This window comes from Paenibacillus cymbidii, assembly GCF_004764705.1.
Classification (GTDB): domain Bacteria; phylum Bacillota; class Bacilli; order Paenibacillales; family NBRC-103111; genus Paenibacillus_AN; species Paenibacillus_AN cymbidii.
In genome coordinates this window covers 80,628-100,248 of record NZ_SHLX01000022.1, presented here as the reverse complement: position 1 = coordinate 100,248, position 19,621 = coordinate 80,628, and the positions used below count along the sequence as shown (strand labels likewise).

Below are 19,621 nucleotides of genomic sequence, written 5' to 3'. Positions count from 1 at the left end.
TGCTTCACACCGATTGATTTTGCTAAAATGCAGCACATGCCGCCGAAATGTTCAAGTGCCTTTTGGATAAAACCTGCCGATGCAGATACGCCTATCAGAATGCGCAAGAAGAACGCAATCTTGCCCGATTTTGCGATCGATTGCCTTCGTTTGGCTTTTTGCGGCGGATGGCCGGGGTTTTGCCCGTTCGCTCTTTCCAGGGGGTGGATGCTGTGGTACGATTTTTGGTGATAACGCATCCGTCACCTCAAATCGGGGAGGAAGCGCATGGAACGGATCACGCGCACGTCGATTTTTCCGAAGCTGGTCGTCGCCTTTCTGCTCGTCATCATCCCCCTGTACGGAATCGGGCTTGTCATGAACCGGCTGGGCGAATCGAGCGTGCAGGACGAATGGGTCAATTCTCTGAACGCGCGTACAATGGTGTATGTCAAAACACTGGAAGCGGAAAAAAAGCATGTCAGCGATTTTCTTTCCGAATTCGTCAATGATCCGGATCTGTCCCAGCTCAGCATTCTGAGCGGCATCTTGTCCGTATACGAATGGTCCGAAGCGGTGAAGCGGGTGCAGGACAAGCTGCTGATCCTGACAAACTCGAACGCGACGCTGAAGGGCGCCAGCGCGCATATCGTCACGATCGGCCGGACGATTATGAACAATCGGGCCATTCCGATCCAGAACAAGCTCACCGACGACTACGAAGCGGTCAAGCCGCAACCCGGGATCGACTACGCGCATGCGATCGCCTGGCAGAACCGGCTGTTCCTCGGCCAATCGTTCCCCGACGGCTCGTCCGATCCGGCCTATGTGCTGGCGGTTGAATTCGATCTCGCCGAGCTGCGCCATTCGCTGCAGGATTTGGTCAGCTCCGACCAGTCCGGCGCCGAACTGATCGGCGTGAACCAGGAATGGGCGGTGGCGGACACGGAGGTGGGGCGGTATTCGTCCGAGCTCCGGGCTTTCGTCGTTTCGCGGTTCGGCCAAGCGGCGTTGGAAGGAGTCGAAAAGGCCGAGCTGAACGGAGCGCGCGTGCAAATCGCATACCGGTACGTGCCTTCGTTCGACGCCTACCTGATTCTGTACGTGCCGCAAAAAATGATCGTCGGCGACATTTCCTTCTACCGCACGCTGTTCTGGCTGCTGTCGTTATTGTCTCTGACCGTCGTGCTGCTGTACTCCTACTGGATTTACCGGCTCATTCACCGGCCGTTGCAGCGCATGATCCGCTCCTTCCGCCGGGTGGAGGACGGCAGGCTGGAGCCGGCGGCAATGCCGGCCGGCAACGATGAGTTCCGCTACTTGTTTCTCCATTTCAACAAGATGGTCGCCAAACTGAACACCCTGATTCACGACAATTACGAGCAGCAGCTTCGCGCCAAACATGCCCAGATCAAACAACTGCAATCGCAGATCAACCCGCATTTTTTGTATAATACCTGCTATATTCTTTACCGGTTGGCGCAATTCGGCGACCTGGAGAACATCAGCCGGTTCAGCCGTTATCTTGGCGACTATTATGAATTCATCACCCGCCATCACGACGATACGATCTCCCTGGAGCAAGAAGTGCTTCATACCCGGACGTATTTGGAGATTCAGCATATGCGTTTTACCGGTCGGTTCGAGATCGAAGTCGCCGATTTGCCGGAAGAAAACCGAAACATCCGGGTGCCGAAGCTGGTGCTTCAGCCGATTGTGGAGAATGCGTTCAAATACGCGCTCGAGCGAAAAATGAGCGGCGGCAAGCTTCGTATCGCTTTCGCCGCAACGCAGACGAGTATCCGCATTACGGTGGAGGATAACGGCGACCGTATGGACGACGACACCTTGCAAGCGCTTGTCGGCAAGCTGGACACGGTCGAGCAGGAGAGCACCGGCATGATTAACGTGCATCGGCGCCTGCTCCTGATGTACGGCAACGGAAGCGGGATTACATTGGAACGCGGCGAATGGGGCGGGCTGGCCGTGACCCTTTCGCTTCCGCTGCAAACGGAATTGGAGCCGCTGCCGGAGCGAACGACGGCTTGACTGGCAGGACGGGGCGGTAATGAAGAGGAGGAATCGCGCCATGTATCGGGTGCTGATCGTCGACGACGAACCGATCATTGTGGAAGGCCTTTACGATATGCTGCAGCAGCAGGAGGAAGTGCCGTGCGAGGTGCTTAAAGCGGGGAGCGCGCCGGAAGCGCTGGAGATTGCCCGCCTCGTGCGCATCGACGTGCTGCTCACCGATATTGAAATGCCGGTTATGAACGGACTGGCTCTGCAGCAGGAGATGAGCCGTCTGTGGCCGAAATGCAAAACGATTTTCCTGACCGGCTACAGCGATTTTCATTATGTGCAATCCTCGCTGCGCAGCGGCGCCTTCGATTATGTGCTGAAGCGGGAAGAAGACCGCAAGGTGGTCCAGGTTGTGGCCAAAGCGATTGACGCGATCGCTGCCGACAGCTCGGCCGACCGGCTGCTGCACGAGGCAAGGAACCGGATGCACGTTGCGATGCCGGCGCTGCGCCGGGATTATTTGCTCGATCTGCTGATGAACGGGCTGATCGCTTCGCCCGAATCGCGTTCTGCGCGGTTCGCCGAACTCGGCATTGCGCTGAGGGGGGGCGGCAGCGTGCATCTCGTCATCGGGCGCGTCGACTGCTGGCCGGCCGGCATTCGCGCAGGCGACAAGCCGCTTTACCTGTACGGCGTCGGCAATATTGCCGAGGAGCAATTCGCCGGCAAGCTGCGCGTGCAATTCGTGACCTTGCCCGGCGACCGCTTCCTGCTCCTGATGCAGACGGAGGACGGGGTGGAAATCGGCGAAGCGTATCTGCTCGGCACGCTGGAGTCGATCCAGGCGGCGTGCCGAACGTACTTGAAGGTAACGTGCTCCTTCGCGGCCGGGTGCGAGCCGTGCGACTGGAACGATGCCGCCGCGAAATACGAACGGCTTTCGTTCCGGATGGCCAACGGGCTCGGGCTCGGCAGCGAAAGCCTGCTGGCCGACAGCCGCCACGATGCGGCGGCGCCTGCCGCTTATGGCGGCCAACTGACGGAACGCAACATGTCGCTGCTGTCGCAGGCGCTGGAGCGCAAAGACCGCGATGCGTTCGAGGCGAAGTTCGCCGAGTTGGCCGAAGCGGTATGCGAACGCGGCGGCGATTTGCGTTCGGGCGACGCCCTTGCGCTGTTTTACGCATTGTCCGCGATGTTCATGCTGTTCCTGAATCGCCACGGGTTGTTCACGGACATGATGGCCAAGGTGAAGCTGAACAAGCTGCTGTCGATCGAGGAGCATGCGACGCTCGAGGAGGCGCTGCTGTTTTTCCGCGGCCTGGCACAGGCGCTGTTCGCTTCGGCCAGCGAGGCGAGCGGCATCGAAACGAGCGATGTCGTACGCCGCGTCAACGAGTACATCCAGGATCATATCGGCGGCGATTTGTCGCTTACCCGATTGACGGAAATCGTGCATTTGACGCCGTCCTATTTGTCTCGGCTATATAAGCAGCAAACGCGGCAAAGCTTGACCGACTTTATTATGCAGGCGCGGCTGGATAAAGCGAAGGAGCTGCTGGCCGGCAGCCACAAAAAAATTTACCAGATCGGCTTCGAGCTCGGCTTTCAGTCCGCGCCGTACTTCAACCGGCTGTTCAAAAAGGCGGTTTCGATGACGCCGCAGGAGTATCGCGACCTGTATGGCACGGCGGAAGGTTGACGCTAGCGGCAACTTGTGCCATCTTTCGACAAATGCTTGCGCATGCATATGGAAGAGAATAGAATAGATTTTATATCCTTACGAAAGAGGGGAATTCATGGAGTCGCACAACTTGTTGTTGCGCGACGTGCCCAACGAAGAACGGCCGAGAGAACGCATGCAGCATGTTGGAGCTCACGCGCTTAGCAATGCAGAACTCGTGGCGATCCTGCTGCGCACCGGAACGGTTTCCGAATCCGCGACCCGGCTTGCGCAGCGCCTGCTCAAGGAATCGGGCACGCTGCGCAATTTGGCCGATTTCAGCCTGGCGCAACTGACGGCCATTCGCGGCATCGGGCCGGCGAAGGCGCTGCAGGTGTTGGCCGGCATCGAGCTTGGCCGCAGGATGTCGCGCACGGCGCTGCACGAGAAGCCAATCATCTCATCGCCCGGCGACGCCGCCATGCTGCTGATGGAAGAAATGCGTCATCTGCAGAAGGAGCATTTCGTTTGCCTGTTTCTGAACACGAAGAACGAGGTCATCGCCAAGGAGACATTGTCGATCGGCAGCCTGAACGCCACGCTGGTCCACCCCCGCGAAGTATTCCGCTCCGCCATCAAGCAGAGCAGCGCCGCCATTATCTGCGCCCACAATCATCCGAGCGGCGATCCGACGCCAAGCCGCGAAGACATTCATATGACGGAACGACTCGTGGAAGCGGGCCGCATCGTCGGCATCGATTTGCTTGACCATCTGGTGCTGGGCGACGGCGTTTTTGTCAGTTTGAAGGAGAAAGGTTATATGTAATATAATAGAACGAAGCGAAGAACACTTCATTGCGGACTATGAACGAAAATAAGCCATTTTTCATGGTCTATTTGGTCAAATAGGAGCCGCAACTTCAAAATAGCCAGTGATTACACTGGCTATTTTCCGGAAAACCTCCAGAGTGGGGCGATTCAGGCGAAATAGGCCCTATTTTCACTGGCTATTTCCTATGAGACGGGCCAAAAGCTGCCAATAAGCCATTTTTCATGGGCTAATTTTCGATCGAAAGTGACCTCCATCCACAATGAGCGGTCCGGTTTGGCGCGGCATTTGCCGAACATGGGTAAACAGGGTATAGTTACTGCATGATAGTGGCGTTCCCTCGAAGAGGGGCCGCTCAAGGTGATGGCTGCGAGCTGACGCGTGAGCGCCGGTTTCCTTGCGCCGCGCAACAACCTGCATGTTGCCGTCCATTGACGGATGGAGACTCATTTATGCGTTCTGCCACGAATATGTAAATAAACGCCCGGAAGCGGCGGCAATAATAAACCAATGACCCAGGAAGGGAGCAACTTACATGCTTGGTGGATTTTCGACAAAAGATCTGGGTATCGATTTGGGTACGGCCAACACGCTCGTCTACGCGAAAGGGAAAGGAATCATCGTCCGCGAGCCTTCCGTGGTTGCGATTCGCACGGATACGAAAACGATCGAAGCGGTAGGCGAAGCCGCCAAACGAATGATCGGCCGCACCCCCGGCAATATTCGCGCCATTCGCCCGATGAAGGACGGCGTGATTGCCGATTTCGAAACGACGGCGACGATGATCAAATATTTCATCCGCCAGGCGCAAAAGCAGCGCCTGCTGTTCCAGCGCCATCCGAACGTGATGGTATGCGTGCCGTCGGGCATTACCGCCGTCGAGAAGCGGGCGGTCGAAGACGCGACCAAACAGGCGGGCGCACGCGAGGCGTATACGATCGAGGAGCCGTTTGCGGCGGCGATCGGCGCCGACTTGCCGGTATGGGAGCCGACCGGCAGCATGGTCGTCGACATCGGCGGAGGCACGACGGAAGTGGCGGTCATTTCGCTTGGCGGCATCGTCACCTGCCGGTCGATCCGCATCGCCGGCGACGAGATGGACGAAGCCATGACGCAATACATCAAGCGCACCTACAACTTGATGATCGGTGAACGGACGGCGGAGCAGATGAAGATGGAGATCGGTTCGGCGATGCCGATGGAGAAGGTCGAACGCATCGAAATTCGCGGCCGCGACCTCGTCACCGGCCTGCCGAAAACACTCTCCGTCACATCGGACGAAGTGGCCGAGGCGTTGGCCGATACGGTGAACAGCATCGTCGAAGCGGTCAAAGTGACTTTGGAGAAATGCCCGCCCGAGCTGGCGGCGGACATCATGGACCGCGGCATCGTGCTGACGGGCGGCGGTGGGCTGCTGCGCAATTTGGACAAGCTGCTGGCGCGGGAAACCGGCATGCCGGTGCTAGTCGCCGACAATCCGCTTGATTGCGTGGCGATCGGAACCGGCAAGGCGCTGGAGAACATTCATTTGTTCAAAATGAAATCCGGTCCAACCTCCAAATCGCGGCGTTAGGCGGGAGAGGCAGAATAGAGGGTGTAACGGTTGTTCAAGCTGATGGGGAACAAGAAGCTGCTCGTGCTGATGCTGGCGGTAATCGTGTTTATGGTCGTCATGGGATTGACGGTCGGCAACCGGGGGCAGCTGACATGGCCGGAGCGATTTGTCAAAGACACCGTCTCGTGGATGCAGGGCCTGTTCTATAAGCCGGCGCGCGTGACGGCGGATTTTTTCGACGATTTGCGCAATGTGCGGGTCGTCTACGAGGAGAACAAGAAGCTCAAGATGCGCCTTTCCCAGTACGCCAAAGACACGATGCGGCTGAACGATCTGGAAGCGCAAAACAAACGATTCAAGGAACTGCTCGGGTTCACCGAGCGGCAGAAACAGCTGGACAATTATACGTACCATGTCGCCGAAGTCATTTCCGACAGTCCGGATCCGTATGCCAATATCGTCAACATCAACCTCGGTTCCAAAGACGGGATGAAACCCGACATGGCGGTCATATCGGTCGACGGCCTGCTCGGCCGGGTCGACGAGGTATCGGAATTTTATTCGAGCGTGCAGCTGCTCATCGACGATTCCGCCAATGCCAAAGGAATTGCCGCAACGGTGCGCGGCCATGAGAACGATGTCTTCGGCATCGTCAATTACGACCGGGAGAAACAAACGCTCGTCATGACCAAAATCGAGCAAACGAACCCGATCGAGGTCGGCGACACGATCATTACGTCGGGGCTCGGCGAAGTGTTCCCGAAAGGGATCGTCATCGGCAAGGTGACCTCGAAAGAGATGGGCGAATTCGGCATTACGTACAAAGCGAATATACAGCCGGCCTCCGGCTTCCGCCACCTGCGCGAGGTGCTGGTCGTCGAAGTGCCCGCGCCGAGGTGAGACATGAAACAGCATGTGCTGATCGTGTCGATATTTGTCGTCTTCCTGCTGGAGGGCACCCTCGTCAAATGGCTCATTCCGCAGGTATGGCAAGGCAGCGTGGCCGTGGCGTCGCATTTCGTGCTCGTGCTGGTCATGTTCGTCAGCATGTATACGAACCGACATCTGGCGCTGTTGTACGGCTTCGGTTTCGGGTTGCTGCACGACGTTGTTTATTATGGGCCGATGCTGGGCACGTATGCGTTTTCGACGTCGCTTGTCGGTTATTTGATCGGCCTGGTGACCATTCGCAAGGCAAGCGGCATCATTCGCTGCCTGTTTCTGGTCGCGGCCGGCCTCATTGCGTTTGAAGCCATCATTTTCGGGCTATACCGCATCTTTCGCATTACAAGAGTCGGTTTTGAATGGGCGCTCGTTCATCAGATGATGCCGAGCATCCTGTTCAACTTGCTGTTTGCGGTGGCCATATACGTGCCGGTGCGCAAATGGCTCGAATCGATGATGCCGCCGCCGCGGCAGGAGGACGAATAATACGTCCGTCAGGTGCCGCAAGCAGGAAATGCGGGACCGCGGGACGAACTGTATAGGGCAGGAGGGAAAGCAGCCAATGAGCGCAGCCAATCAGCGGGTTCAAATCAAAGGCGTCAAGGAAGGACTCGTGTTCGTGCTTGACGATAGCTGCCCGTTTCCCGACTTGCTGGAGGAGCTTGCACTGAAGCTGGACGGTTCGCATCAGCAAATTTTGACCGGACCGATCGTTCACGTCCAGATCAAGCTAGGCGCGCGGCTTGCCAGTGCCCAAGAGAAGAGTCGATTGAAGGACGTTTTTGCCCGCAAAGGCAATCTGCTCGTACAGTCGATCGAATCGACTCCCAGGGCGGCGAACAACGAACCTGCGGAAGCGCCGCTGCGCACCATGCGCTGCATCGTCCGCTCCGGCCAAACGATCGAACATGACGGCAATCTGATGATCGTCGGCGACGTCAATCCCGGCGGCTCCATTATCGCCTCCGGCGACATTTATGTGCTCGGCTCCTTGCGCGGTTTGGCCCATGCCGGCAAGGACGGTGACGAAGCGGCCATTATCGCCGCCTCGCACATGCGGCCCACCCAGTTGCGCATTGCCGGCATTATCAGCCGTCCGCCGGACGAGTGGGGCGTGGAGGAGGCGCACATGGAATTCGCTTATGTGAAGGACGGCCGGATGGAAATCGACAAAATCAATTATTTGCACCGGATTAGACCGGATACGGCATAAAGGGCGGGTTTAATAAAGTCGGCAGCTTTCAGCACCGAGAACAGCCTCTCAATGAGACAAGGAAACGGGAGTGGGACAATGGGTGAAGCAATCGTCATTACGTCCGGCAAAGGCGGCGTCGGCAAAACGACGACGTCGGCAAATATCGGCACCGCACTTGCGCTGCTCGGCAAGAAGGTCGTTATGGTCGATACCGATATCGGGCTGCGCAACCTCGACGTCGTGATGGGGCTCGAAAATCGGATCATCTACGATTTGGTCGATGTCGCCGACGGTCGTTGCCGGCTGCCGCAAGCGCTGATCAAGGACAAGCGGTTCGACGAGCTGTATTTGCTTCCGGCGGCGCAAACGAAGGACAAGGACGCCATCTCCCCGGAAAGCGTGCGCAGCATCGTGCTCGAGCTGAAGAAAGATTTTGACTTTGTCGTCATCGACTGCCCGGCCGGCATCGAGCAAGGGTTCAAAAACGCCGTCGCCGGCGCCGACCAGGCGATCGTCGTGACGACGCCGGAGCATGCGGCCGTACGCGACGCGGATCGGGTCATCGGCCTGCTGGAAAACTTGCGCATCGAACGGCCGAAGCTGATTATCAACCGCATTCGCGCGAACATGGTACGCAAAGGCGAGATGCTCGACATCGACGAAATTTGCTCCGTGCTGGCGATCGACCTGCTCGGCATCGTGCCCGACGACGAATACGTCATCAAGGCGGCCAACACGGGCGAACCGACCGTCATGAACCCGTCTTCGCGCGCGGCGATCGCTTACCGCAACATGGCGCGCCGGATGCTGGGCGACACCGTGCCGCTCATGCCGATGGAACACAATCCGGGCGTGTTTACCAAATTGAAGAAATTTTTCGGGATCGGCTGACCATGTTCGCTTTGGTATTCGGCAAAGTCAAAAAAATCGACTGGACGATCGTCGCCATCCTCCTCGTCATGGCCGTTGTCGGTACGCTTCTTGTGTACACAACAACGATCAACAGCCAGCTTAAAGGGTTTCCCGGTATGTACAAAAACAATGTGATCAACTACGTACTGGGATTCATCGTGTTTGTTTTCATGTCCATGTTCAATTACCGGTTGATTGTGCACGTGGCCAAATATTTGTATTTGTTCGGCATCGGGCTGTTGATCGCCGTCTATTTTTTGGGCTCCGAAATCAATCATGCCAAAGGCTGGTTCAAGCTGCCGTTCGGGTTTAATTTCCAGCCGGCCGAACTGATGAAATTTATCGTCATTATCGCGTTGGCGGCGTTTCTGAGCCGTAAAAAGGGCGAACAACTCCAGTTCCTGCGCGACGTCGTGCCGATCGGGCTAATCGTATTCGTTCCGTTTGCGCTGGTCATGATGCAGCCGGACCTCGGCAACGCCATCATTTTTCTGGTCGTCCTGCTCGGCATGTACTGGATCGGCAACATCAAATATTGGCATGTGCTGATCGGGCTGGTCGTGCTGATCGGCGGTTTCGTGTTGTTTATGAATCTGTATACGACGTATCATGACAATATCAAGCAGTATTTGGGCGATAGAAACGTCGGCTACTGGATGGAGCGGATCGATGCGATCGTCGACCCGCAAGGCGCATCGGAGAAAGCCACTTACCAAGGCAACAACTCCAAAGTGGCGATCGGATCGGGCATGCTGAAGGGCGAAGGCTTCACGAAAGGCGTGTACACGCAGCAAGGCCGCGTGCCGTATGCGTATTCCGACGCCGTATTCTCCGCGCTCGGCGAGGAGTTCGGCTTCATTGGCGGCGCTACGCTGCTGCTGCTGTATTTCATTCTTATTTACCGGATGATTCTCATATCGATTCAATCCAGCGATTTGAGCGGATCGTACATCATCGTCGGCATCGTTTCGATGTACGTGTTCCAAATTTTCGAAAATGTCGGGATGATGATCGGCTTGATGCCGATTACCGGCATTACGCTGCCGTTTATCAGTTATGGCGGGACTTCGCTGCTGATCAACATGTTGAGTCTGGGTCTGGTCACCAGCATTCACGTACACAGGGAAACGGTTACCGCGTACAACGAATGAGCCGTGCTCTGCCTGAGGGGGTTCGTGATGGCAGTCGAACAATATCGCAGCAAAGACCAACTGGATGCCTCGTTTCCGTTCAAAATCCTTCGCTACGCCAGCCGGCAGATGCAGCAGCTGCCGCATATGCACGAGTATACGCAGGTGGCGTACGTGCTGCGCGGCCTTTGCTGCCACCGGCTGCGCGGCAAAACGCTGGTTGCGGGCAGAGGCGACGCTTTTGTCATCCATCCCGGCAATGTGCACAGCTTCGGCGCGTTTGAAGAGAAGGAATACGAGCTTGTGCTGATCGATTGTATCCCGTCGCTGGCCATCGATCTGCAGTTGCCGATTCCGGGGGAATGGAGCGCCTGGTTCGGCGAAGGCGAAGACGTTGCGGAGCTGCAGCCGGCCTGGCTGCATATCGGCGCCGACAAAAGGATGCTGGTGGAGCAGCTGCTGCAGGACATGCAGGAAGAGTACGACCGCCGCGAAAGCGGGTTCGAATGGTCGATCCGCCTGTCGCTGCTCAAGCTGCTTCATCTGTTCGTGCAGGAAAGCCGTAACCGGCCGAACGACGAACGCGAAGTTCCCGCCGCCCCCGCGTATCGGCGGCCGATCGAAGCGGCCATTCGCCATGTCAACGAGCACTACAGCCAGGATATCCCGCTGGAGCGCGGCGCCCAGGAAGCGAATATGGCCCCTGCCTATTTCAGCCACCTGTTTCGAAAAGAGACCGGCCAAACGTTTGTCGACTATTTGCACGAGGTGCGCATCGAGCGTGCGATGGAGCTGATGCGGCGCGGCGACGAGCCGGTGACGCACATTTGCTACCAGGTCGGCTTTCGCCATTTGAGCCATTTTATCCGCACGTTCAAGAAACGGACCGGGCTGACCCCAACCGCTTATAAACAAACATTCGGCGCAAAAGCAAAATAATGCAATCCGTTTATAAAGAAAGTGCTAGAATGACGGCGATGCTGGCGGTATAGTTACGATGTTGGGAAAACGAGCAGGAACGAAAAAGCGGGAAGAGGCGAATCAAATGGAGCAACGTACGCTCAAAGTCGGTATTATCGGTCAAGGCAGAAGCGGCAGGGACATTCACGGCAATTTGCTCAAGCAGATTCCGGATTACTATGAGATTACGGCTGTTGCCGATTCGATTCCGGAGCGGCGCACCCGGGCCGAGCAGGAATACGGCTGCCGCGCGTATGAAACGTGGCAGGAGATGGTAGAAAACGAGCAACTCGATCTTGTCGTCAACGCGACGGTCAGCCACCTGCACTATCCGATTTCGCTCGAGCTGCTGCAGCGCGGGTTCCATGTGCTGTGCGAGAAGCCGCTGGCCAAAACGCCGGAGGAAGTCGATTCGCTGATCGCGGCTTCGCGCCAATCGGGCAAGCTGATCGCCATTTTCCAGCAATCCCGTTACCAGCCGGCCTTTATGAAAATTCGCGAGATCATCGAATCCGGCGTGCTGGGCCGCATCGTGCAAATCGATTTTGCGCTTAACGGCTTCTCGCGCCGCTGGGACTGGCAGACGCTGCAAAGCAACAACGGCGGCAGTTTGATGAACACCGGCCCGCATCCGGTCGACCAGGCGCTTCAACTGTTCGGCGGCAACGAGATGCCGCAAATCACCTGTATTATGGACCGGGCGAACACGTTCGGCGACGCCGAAGATTACGTCAAATTGCTGATGCGCGGACCGGGGAAACCGACGATCGATCTGGAAATATCGTCCTGCAGCGCGTACTCCCGCGAGCAATTCATCGTGCATGGCACGAATGGCGGGCTGCACGGCAATACGAAGCAGCTCGAATGGCGCTACTTCAAGCCGGAGGAAGCGCCGGCGCAGAAGCTGGAGCGCGAGCCGCTGTTCAAGGCGGACGGAACGCCGGCTTATTGTTCGGAGCAATTGGTCTGGCACACCGATCAATGGGAAATGTCGCTGCCCGGCAAAGGCGAGTTGTTCCCGTACATGACCGAGCAGCTGTATATGATGTTGTATCGTTCCATCGTAAACGGCGACCCGCTCGAAGTGACGCCGGAGCAGGTGCGGCTGCAAATGCAAGTAATGGAAGAATGCCGCCGTCAAAATCCGCAAATTTACGCGTAATGGTTATAAAGCCCGGTGTGCCGGCGGTTGTCCGCTGCGCGCCGGGTTTTTGTTTGCTTCGAAGTCATCCCCTCGCTCGTCCGCATAAAGGCCCCCTCCGGCTCATACAAATTTAGTAAGACATGCCGCTTGGCCAGGAGGGGTTCGCATGGAAACGAAAATCAAGGTGCGCCGGCGCAGACAGGAACGCATTCGTCTGCTCCAAAGCGCGCCGCAGCTGCCGGCGGCCGGTCCGCTGCCCGCTCGGCCCGAAGCCGGCATAGAAGCGGACGAGCCTGCAGGCCGGAAACAACCGCCAGCTGCTATATCTGTTCCCCCGGTACGGCGCAGCCATATTGCACTGCCCCCGGTGCCCGATTTGAAGGACGAGCGTTGGCAGGATCCCGAATTTGTGTGGAAGCAGCGGGAGATGTGGATGCGGCAATGGCATGCGCAGCCGGGCCCGGGTCAACCGCCTGATGACGACGATGACGATGGCGGGCGCAATCGACCGTGGCGCTTCGTGCCAACACGCAGGGTGCTGGTTGCCAAATTCGTCGTATCGGTTATTCTTTTTGCCCTCGTGTGGGCGATGTTTCAAACGAAATTGCCATGGGCGGCATCGGGACAACTGTTGGTGCGGACGGCGTTGACGGAGGATTGGCAGTTCCCCGCCTTGTCGGCCTGGTATCGCGACAATTTCAGCGGCTATCCGTCATTCATTCCCGCTTTCCCTTCGCACGGCGGGGAAGCGACGAAAGTGAATGCGCGCAAAACGGGCAGCTTCCTGGCGCCGCTTGTCGGCGAAATCGCCGCGTCCTATTCGTCCGTGCATCCGTGGATAGCGGTCCGTACGAGCGGCAGATCGACCGTCACGGCTGCGGATACCGGGCGTGTAACATTTGCCGGCGTGCGGGCCGACAGCGGTTATACGGTGGTGCTCCAGCATTCGGGCGGGTATGAAACGACATACGGTCAATTGCAGGCGGGCGAATGGAGCAAAGGGGATTGGGTGCAAGCCGGCGATCCGCTCGGCAGCTTGACCGGCAGCCAGCTGTATTTTGCCATGGCCAAAGACGGCAGCCCGGTCAACCCGGCGGATGTGATTGCGTTTGATTAAGGCGTTCGGCATCGCGTTTCGCTTCCATCCCCTGTTTGTGCTGCTGATGGTTTTATCCGTTGTGACCAGTTATTTTGCCGAGTTGCTGACGCTGTTTGCGCTCGTATTCATCCATGAGCTTGGCCATGTCGTCTGCGCCCGTTATTTTGGCTGGAAGGTGCGGGAGGTTCAATTGCTGCCGTTCGGAGGAGTAGCGGTTGTAGACGACGCGGCCAGTGTACCGACGAAGGAGGAGCTGCTTGTCGCATTGGCCGGACCGCTGCAGAACGGCTGGATGATTGGGTTTGCCTGGATCATGCAAAGCGCCGGAATAGGAGACCCCCTGTGGTGGGACTACTTCATGACGGCAAATGCGATGATCGGCATGTTCAATTTGCTGCCGATTCAGCCGCTGGACGGCGGCAAGGTGCTGCTCTGCCTGCTTGGGCTTTGGTTCAGCTATTATCCGGCAATGGTGTGGAGCGCCAGAATCAGCTTGCTGCTCAGCGCGCTGATGGTTGGCGCTTCGCTCGTTCCGCTCGGGTCCGGAGGCATCGGGCTGAATACGCTGATTATCGGTTTGTTCCTGTTGTATTCGAACTGGTACGCTTACCGGCATTTGCCGTTTCAGTTTTTGCGCTTCCTGATCGGTCGCGAGAAACAAGCCGACCGCAGGCGGCAGAGCGGCATGCATGCTTTGCCGATCGTCGTGGGCGCCGAGCGTCCTGTCGCCGAAGTTGTAAGGCTGCTGAAGCGCGAGCGTTATCATCTGATTTATGTGGTCGGGCGCCGCGGCGCCGTCGGCAAAGTGCTGCCGGAGGAGGAACTGATCCGCCGTTATCTCGGGCCGGACAAACAGCGCTATACGTTATTTGACGCCTTCATGTACAATAAGAAGTAAACCGATTGACGGCGGAGGGCGGCAATGAAACGGATTGTGGTGCAGGCGGAGCATGGATGCGTCAAGGTGGCGCTGCTCGAGTACGGCCAACTGGTAGAGTTGTATATGGAGCATCCGCAGCAGGAGCAGCGGGCGGGCAACGTGTACAAAGGGCGGGTCGTCAATGTGCTCCCCGGCATGCAGGCGGCCTTTGTCGACATCGGGCTCGGGCGCAACGCCTTTCTGTATGTGGACGATTTGCTTCCGGCTCATGCGGACAAGCAGCCGGCCGCCAAAAAGACGATCACCGATCTGGTCAAGCCGGGCGATCAATTGCTCGTGCAAGTGAAGAAAGAGGCGGCAGGCACCAAAGGGGCGCGGGTAACGACGCATGTTACGCTTCCCGGTCGCTGGGTCGTCTATTTGCCGCAGGCTGACTACGTCGCCGTTTCGCGCAAAATCGAAGCCGATGCCGAGAGGGCGCGGCTGAAGGAAATCGGCGACCGGGTGCGAGGCGAGTCGGACGGCATTATATTTCGCACCGTCTCCGCGGGCGAAACCGAAAACGCGCTGCGTCACGATTTCGAAAGCTTGCGCGAGCTGTGGACCGGCGTGCTGCGAACCGCCGAAACGTGCAAGGCGCCGAGCCTCGTTTACCGCGATCTCGACATGCTGCCGCGGCTGCTGCGCGATCTGGTCGCGCCCGACGTGGACGAGCTTGTCGTCAACGACGCCAAGGTCGCCGCGGAGCTGCGCCGGATGATCGGGCAGACGTACCCGCCGCTGGCGGAGCGGGTCGTCGAATCGGCAGGCGAACCGCCGTTCTTGACGAACCGGATCGCGGAGGAGGCCGAGCGGGCGTACAAGCGCAAAGTTTGGCTGCCGAGCGGCGGCTACATCGTCATCGACCAGACGGAAGCGCTGACTGTCGTCGACGTCAATACCGGCAAGTTTATCGGAGAAGACGACCTGGAGGAAACGGTGTTCCGCGCGAACGCCGAAGCGGCGCGCGAGTTGGCCCGGCTGCTGCGGCTGCGGGATATCGGCGGCATCGTCATCGTCGATTTCATCGACATGGAGCAGGAAAGCCATCGCCAAGCCATCGCCGACTTGATGCACGAAAGCGTCAAACGCGACCGCACCAAAACGAATGTGGTCGGTTGGACCAAGCTGGGGCTGCTGGAGCTGACCCGGCGCAAAGTGCGGCGAACGCTTGCGGATCTCATCTACGAGCCCTGCCCGCATTGCAGCGGATACGGCAAAGCGTTTGTCAAACCGTTTCCCGTTTAGTTGGATTGAGCGCGCAAATGTCGTTGCTTTCCGGCATCCGGTGTGCTATTATAGTTTGGTATGTTGCAAAACATGCTGCAACCGCACGAGTCGGGTCAAGCAACGCAAGCGCGTTTCCGGACGCTGGACGGACGGGATGCCACCTGGATATAGGCGAGTCTTAGGACATGAGGAGGTGCAACAAATGTACGCAATTATCGAAACAGGCGGCAAACAGTACAAAGTGCAAGAAGGCGACGTTCTGTACATCGAGAAGCTGGAATCCGGCGAAGGCGAATCCGTTTCGTTCGACCGTGTGCTGCTCGTATCGAAGGACAGCGGCGTAACCGTAGGTTCTCCGCTCGTAGCCGGCGCAACCGTTTCCGCGAAAGTGGAGAAACACGGCAAAGGGAAGAAAATCATCGTTTACAAATACAAAGCCAAAAAGAACTACCGCCGCAAGCAAGGCCATCGTCAGCCATACACGAAAGTAGTCATCGACAAAATCCAAGCGTAAGGCGAGGATGAAACGATGATTCGCGTGATTGTGACAAGACGGGCGTCGGATAAAACAATCGTTTCGTTCCGGGTCGACGGCCATGCCAATTACGCGGAGCGCGGACGCGATATCGTGTGCGCAGGCGTATCGGCGATTACCGTTGGCACGGTGAACGCGCTGGAAGCGCTGCTCGGCGTCGTGCCGGACAGCCGGATGGCAAACGGATTCCTGCAGGCGGCGATTCCGGTCGAGCTTGCGCCTGAACGGCAATCGCAGGTTCAGCTGCTGCTCGAATCCATGGTCGTGATGCTGCAATCGATCGAAGACAGTTACGGAAGCTATATAAGAATCGAACACGAACGAGCCTAGCCCGTTTGCTGTTCTCGAAAGAAGGAGGTTGACCACGATGTTGAAATTGGATCTCCAATTATTCGCTTCGAAGAAGGGCGTAGGCTCGACGAAGAACGGCCGCGACAGCATCGCCAAGCGTCTTGGCGTGAAGCGCGCCGACGGGCAGGCGATCAATGCCGGCGGCATTATCGTTCGCCAGCGCGGAACGAAAATTCATCCGGGCGCTAACGTAGGCATCGGATCCGACGATACGCTGTTCGCGAAAGTGTCCGGCGTCGTCAAATTCGAACGCTACGGTCGCGATCGCAAGAAAGTTAGCGTATATCCGGCGGAAGCCGCACCGGTTGCTGCAGCAGTAGAAGCGTAAGAACATCAAACTCCGGCCGACGCGCCGGAGTTTTTTACCACATCAGAAAGTTTAGGTTCGCTAAAGCGATAAAGCGTGGTCGACTTTCCGATTGGAGATAATGGAAAACAAATTGCTATTGGCGATAAAACCTGCCTTTCATCGCGGTTGCTCATCTTCGAAAGGCTTTGATGGAGGTTTTTTCGCCGTAATGGCGGAAGCGAACGGGGCGAGCGAATGGTTCGCAAGGGGAGCAGTCGGAACGAGCCGGCCGATTTGAGACTGATTCGTACGGTGAATCACTATCGGCACGATTGGATGAACGATCTGCAGGTGATGTCGGGTTATTTGCAGCTTGGCAAATATGACGAACTGCGGCGATTTATCGAGAAAGTGAAAGAGAAGTCGTGCGTGGAAAGCAACACCGCCAAGCTCGGCGATCCGTCACTTGTCGCCTATTTTCAATCGTTCCGGGCCGAACACCATTCGTTGACGCTGGAAATCGAGCTCGAACGGGAGCTGAACCTGGCCGCATTGCCGCTTGATGCGGAGCGCGTAAGCGAGCTGATTCGGGATATAACGGAGTTGATCCACACCCATGCGGCCATTGCCGAAGCGGAGCCGAATATGCTCAGCATCGGATTCGATGCGGAGGAAACCGGCTTGCTGGTTGATTTCGTATACTCCGGTTCGTATCGGGAGAAACTGCGGGGTGAGCTGACCCGTTACGGCGAGCGTGCGGCGTGTGATTTGGCCGAGCTACATATGGAATGGGGCGAACGGACAGCCGCCGTAACGGTGCGCGTTCCGTTTGACTAAAATCGAGGTGCAAGCAAGCGATGTTTGTGGATAAAGCGAAAATATTTGTCAAAGGCGGCGACGGCGGCGATGGCATCGTCGCCTTTCGGCGTGAAAAATACGTGCCCGAGGGCGGACCTGCGGGCGGCGACGGCGGGAATGGCGGCGACGTCATTTTTCGTGTGGACGAAGGGCTGCGGACGCTCATGGACTTCCGCTACCAGCGCCATTTCAAAGCGGACCGCGGCGTGAAGGGCCGCAACAAAAGCATGCATGGCGCGGGTGCCGACGATATGATCGTGCGCGTGCCGCCGGGCACGGTTGTCATTGACGACGACACGCAGGAGATCATCGCCGATTTGACGCGCCAAGGCCAGGAAGTAGTGGTGGCCCGCGGCGGTCGGGGCGGCCGGGGAAATACGCGGTTCGTTACGGCGAGCAACACGGCGCCGGAAATCGCCGAGAACGGGGAAGAAGGCGAAGAGCGCTGGGTCGTGCTGGAACTGAAGGTGATGGCCGACATCGGGCTTGTCGGTTTCCCGAGCGTCGGCAAATCGACGCTGCTTTCCGTCGTTTCCGCCGCGCAGCCGAAGATCGGCGCCTATCATTTTACGACGCTGACGCCTAATCTCGGCGTGGTGGATGTCGGGGACGGCCGCAGCTTCGTGATGGCCGATTTGCCCGGACTGATTGAAGGCGCGCACGAGGGCGTCGGGCTTGGGCACGAGTTTTTGCGCCATGTGGAGCGTACGCGCGTCATTATTCACGTTGTGGACATGGCCGGATCGGAAGGCCGCGATCCGTATGAGGATTACGTCAAAATCAACGACGAGCTGCGCTTGTACGACGAGCGGCTTGCCGAACGGCCGCAGCTGATTGCCGCCAACAAGATGGACTTGCCGGATGCGGAGGAGCAATTGACGTTGTTCCGCGAGCAACTGGCGGAAGCCGGGGAAGTTGCGGTGCGCGATATTGTGCCGATATCGGCCGCATCGCGCCAGGGCATTCAATCGCTGTTGTACAAGGCGGCCGATTTGCTCGACGAGGCGATAAAGTCGCTGCCGGTGGAAGAGGAGCCGGCCTTGGAAGAGCGCAAAATCTTCCGTCTGGAGCCGCGGGAGGACGAGCAGGATTTTACGATCCGGCGCGACAACGAGGCATTCGTCATCGACAGCCCGAGCATCGAGCGGCTGATCAAGCGGACGAATTTTGGCTCGCATGACGGGATCCAGCGTTTCGCACGCATCCTGCGCGCCAAAGGTGTGGACGCGGCGCTGCGCAAGCTCGGCGCGGAAGAAGGGCAAACGATCCGCATTGGCGATTTCGAATTCGAGTTCGTCGAGCGGGTGTAACGAGAAGATAGTTTGGATTTTCCGGCTTAGTTCGTCTGAGCCGGTCCACGAAGCCAGTTTAAGCCGGGTTTTCCGGCTTAAATCGGCTGAGTCGGTCTACTGCTCCGGTTTAAACCGGATTTTCAATCTTATTTCGGAGATCGCCGCGGGCCGCTATGTAACCGGAACCAGAACCGGAACCCCACCTTTAACTGCATTATTACACTTAAAATTGCTCCGGATGGCCGATTGGGGCAGCTTAACTGCAAAAATACATTTAATTTTTTGCCATTTTCCGAAATTCAGATTGTTCGGGCGAAATTAAAAGTATTTGTACACTTAATTGTGTTAATGGAGCGTTTATGTCAGCATTTAAGCGTATTTTTGCTTTATCCACTATTGATTCACTTCGAAGTGTCTGACCCGAACCACCCGCAACCGCCCGCTCACCGCCACAACTGTTCGCCCGCTTCCGGCAACCGTCCGATCATATCCACACACTGCCCGCCACCGCCCACATCTGTCCGCTCACCACCTACCGCCCACCGTCCGTATTCACCCGCCCACTGCCCACAACTATCCGAACACCCAGCATGGCCGAGATTCACAGCCGTGGCCGTATGCGCCACTCGCTGATTCAATCAAAGGACGGAAACATTCCGCACCAAACGGAGAACGCTCAAATTGGGATTCGCTTTGTCGCTAATTCAGCGCCAC

The 19,621-nt window shown here is 57.5% G+C and carries 19 protein-coding genes and 1 other annotated feature; all 19 genes read left to right on the top strand.

Annotated elements, in window-relative coordinates; translation table 11 throughout:
- Positions 1–267: 267 nt before the first annotated feature.
- Positions 268–2,028: a sensor histidine kinase gene (locus EXY20_RS26085; protein WP_135555065.1), complete on the top strand. Its 1,761-nt coding sequence runs from the start codon at positions 268–270 to the stop codon at positions 2,026–2,028.
- Between the two features lie 40 nt (positions 2,029–2,068).
- The gene (locus EXY20_RS26080) at positions 2,069–3,703 is read left to right on the top strand and encodes a response regulator transcription factor (RefSeq protein ID WP_167859532.1); all 1,635 of its coding nucleotides are present in this window, start codon (positions 2,069–2,071) and stop codon (positions 3,701–3,703) included.
- Positions 3,704–3,800: 97 nt separating this feature from the next.
- Positions 3,801–4,490 (top strand): RadC family protein, encoded by a 690-nt coding sequence (radC, locus tag EXY20_RS26075; protein ID WP_135555063.1) that lies wholly within the window; start codon positions 3,801–3,803, stop codon positions 4,488–4,490.
- 538 nt (positions 4,491–5,028) lie between these two features.
- On the top strand, positions 5,029–6,066 hold the full coding sequence (locus EXY20_RS26070; RefSeq protein ID WP_135555062.1) for a rod shape-determining protein: 1,038 nt from the start codon (positions 5,029–5,031) through the stop codon (positions 6,064–6,066).
- A 30-nt stretch (positions 6,067–6,096) separates the two neighbouring features.
- Entirely contained in the window at positions 6,097–6,948 is an 852-nt protein-coding gene (gene mreC, locus EXY20_RS26065; protein ID WP_235886202.1) for a rod shape-determining protein MreC, read from the top strand.
- Positions 6,949–6,951: 3 nt separating this feature from the next.
- Complete coding sequence (gene mreD, locus EXY20_RS26060) at positions 6,952–7,479, top strand: rod shape-determining protein MreD (protein WP_135555061.1); 528 nt, start codon at positions 6,952–6,954, stop codon at positions 7,477–7,479.
- A gap of 76 nt (positions 7,480–7,555) precedes the next feature.
- Entirely contained in the window at positions 7,556–8,206 is a 651-nt protein-coding gene (minC, locus tag EXY20_RS26055; protein ID WP_135555060.1) for a septum site-determining protein MinC, read from the top strand.
- 78 nt (positions 8,207–8,284) lie between these two features.
- Entirely contained in the window at positions 8,285–9,079 is a 795-nt protein-coding gene (minD, locus tag EXY20_RS26050) for a septum site-determining protein MinD (protein ID WP_135555059.1), read from the top strand.
- A gap of 2 nt (positions 9,080–9,081) precedes the next feature.
- On the top strand, positions 9,082–10,251 hold the full coding sequence (locus tag EXY20_RS26045; RefSeq protein ID WP_135555058.1) for an FtsW/RodA/SpoVE family cell cycle protein: 1,170 nt from the start codon (positions 9,082–9,084) through the stop codon (positions 10,249–10,251).
- 27 nt (positions 10,252–10,278) lie between these two features.
- A complete protein-coding gene (locus EXY20_RS26040) occupies positions 10,279–11,169 on the top strand; it encodes an AraC family transcriptional regulator (protein ID WP_135555057.1) in 891 nt (296 codons plus the stop codon).
- A 106-nt stretch (positions 11,170–11,275) separates the two neighbouring features.
- Positions 11,276–12,352, top strand: coding sequence for a Gfo/Idh/MocA family protein (locus EXY20_RS26035; protein WP_135555056.1), 1,077 nt, complete (start codon positions 11,276–11,278; stop codon positions 12,350–12,352).
- Positions 12,353–12,500: 148 nt separating this feature from the next.
- Positions 12,501–13,451 carry a M23 family metallopeptidase gene (locus tag EXY20_RS26030; RefSeq protein WP_135555055.1) on the top strand — a complete coding sequence of 317 codons (951 nt, stop codon included), beginning with the start codon at positions 12,501–12,503 and terminating at the stop codon, positions 13,449–13,451.
- Positions 13,438–14,331 carry a M50 family metallopeptidase gene (locus EXY20_RS26025; RefSeq protein WP_328592593.1) on the top strand — a complete coding sequence of 298 codons (894 nt, stop codon included), beginning with the start codon at positions 13,438–13,440 and terminating at the stop codon, positions 14,329–14,331. Before EXY20_RS26030 ends, EXY20_RS26025 begins: the two co-directional genes overlap by 14 nt.
- A 24-nt stretch (positions 14,332–14,355) precedes the next feature.
- Entirely contained in the window at positions 14,356–15,600 is a 1,245-nt protein-coding gene (locus tag EXY20_RS26020) for an Rne/Rng family ribonuclease (protein ID WP_135555054.1), read from the top strand.
- Positions 15,601–15,669: 69 nt separating this feature from the next.
- Positions 15,670–15,771, top strand: a sequence feature (ribosomal protein L21 leader region).
- Positions 15,772–15,784: 13 nt separating this feature from the next.
- The gene (gene rplU, locus EXY20_RS26015; protein WP_135555053.1) at positions 15,785–16,096 is read left to right on the top strand and encodes a 50S ribosomal protein L21; all 312 of its coding nucleotides are present in this window, start codon (positions 15,785–15,787) and stop codon (positions 16,094–16,096) included.
- Between the two features lie 15 nt (positions 16,097–16,111).
- Complete coding sequence (locus tag EXY20_RS26010; protein ID WP_135555052.1) at positions 16,112–16,447, top strand: ribosomal-processing cysteine protease Prp; 336 nt, start codon at positions 16,112–16,114, stop codon at positions 16,445–16,447.
- Between the two features lie 37 nt (positions 16,448–16,484).
- Positions 16,485–16,796 (top strand): 50S ribosomal protein L27, encoded by a 312-nt coding sequence (rpmA, locus tag EXY20_RS26005; protein ID WP_135555051.1) that lies wholly within the window; start codon positions 16,485–16,487, stop codon positions 16,794–16,796.
- 216 nt (positions 16,797–17,012) lie between these two features.
- Positions 17,013–17,594 carry a Spo0B domain-containing protein gene (locus EXY20_RS26000; RefSeq protein WP_135555050.1) on the top strand — a complete coding sequence of 194 codons (582 nt, stop codon included), beginning with the start codon at positions 17,013–17,015 and terminating at the stop codon, positions 17,592–17,594.
- A 20-nt stretch (positions 17,595–17,614) separates the two neighbouring features.
- Complete coding sequence (gene obgE / locus EXY20_RS25995; protein WP_135555049.1) at positions 17,615–18,925, top strand: GTPase ObgE; 1,311 nt, start codon at positions 17,615–17,617, stop codon at positions 18,923–18,925.
- Positions 18,926–19,621: the final 696 nt, after the last annotated feature.

Bases quoted from the DNA above. Each gene is read 5' to 3' on its own strand.
- EXY20_RS26085 (WP_135555065.1), top strand. From the start codon at position 268: ATGGAACGGATCACGCGCACGTCGATTTTTCCGAAGCTGGTCGTCGCC.
- EXY20_RS26080 (WP_167859532.1), top strand. From the start codon at position 2,069: ATGTATCGGGTGCTGATCGTCGACGACGAACCGATCATTGTGGAAGGC.
- radC (WP_135555063.1), top strand. From the start codon at position 3,801: ATGGAGTCGCACAACTTGTTGTTGCGCGACGTGCCCAACGAAGAACGG.
- EXY20_RS26070 (WP_135555062.1), top strand. From the start codon at position 5,029: ATGCTTGGTGGATTTTCGACAAAAGATCTGGGTATCGATTTGGGTACG.
- mreD (WP_135555061.1), top strand. From the start codon at position 6,952: ATGAAACAGCATGTGCTGATCGTGTCGATATTTGTCGTCTTCCTGCTG.
- minC (WP_135555060.1), top strand. From the start codon at position 7,556: ATGAGCGCAGCCAATCAGCGGGTTCAAATCAAAGGCGTCAAGGAAGGA.
- minD (WP_135555059.1), top strand. From the start codon at position 8,285: ATGGGTGAAGCAATCGTCATTACGTCCGGCAAAGGCGGCGTCGGCAAA.
- EXY20_RS26045 (WP_135555058.1), top strand. From the start codon at position 9,082: ATGTTCGCTTTGGTATTCGGCAAAGTCAAAAAAATCGACTGGACGATC.
- EXY20_RS26040 (WP_135555057.1), top strand. From the start codon at position 10,279: ATGGCAGTCGAACAATATCGCAGCAAAGACCAACTGGATGCCTCGTTT.
- EXY20_RS26035 (WP_135555056.1), top strand. From the start codon at position 11,276: ATGGAGCAACGTACGCTCAAAGTCGGTATTATCGGTCAAGGCAGAAGC.
- EXY20_RS26030 (WP_135555055.1), top strand. From the start codon at position 12,501: ATGGAAACGAAAATCAAGGTGCGCCGGCGCAGACAGGAACGCATTCGT.
- EXY20_RS26020 (WP_135555054.1), top strand. From the start codon at position 14,356: ATGAAACGGATTGTGGTGCAGGCGGAGCATGGATGCGTCAAGGTGGCG.
- rplU (WP_135555053.1), top strand. From the start codon at position 15,785: ATGTACGCAATTATCGAAACAGGCGGCAAACAGTACAAAGTGCAAGAA.
- EXY20_RS26010 (WP_135555052.1), top strand. From the start codon at position 16,112: ATGATTCGCGTGATTGTGACAAGACGGGCGTCGGATAAAACAATCGTT.
- rpmA (WP_135555051.1), top strand. From the start codon at position 16,485: ATGTTGAAATTGGATCTCCAATTATTCGCTTCGAAGAAGGGCGTAGGC.
- EXY20_RS26000 (WP_135555050.1), top strand. From the start codon at position 17,013: ATGGTTCGCAAGGGGAGCAGTCGGAACGAGCCGGCCGATTTGAGACTG.
- obgE (WP_135555049.1), top strand. From the start codon at position 17,615: ATGTTTGTGGATAAAGCGAAAATATTTGTCAAAGGCGGCGACGGCGGC.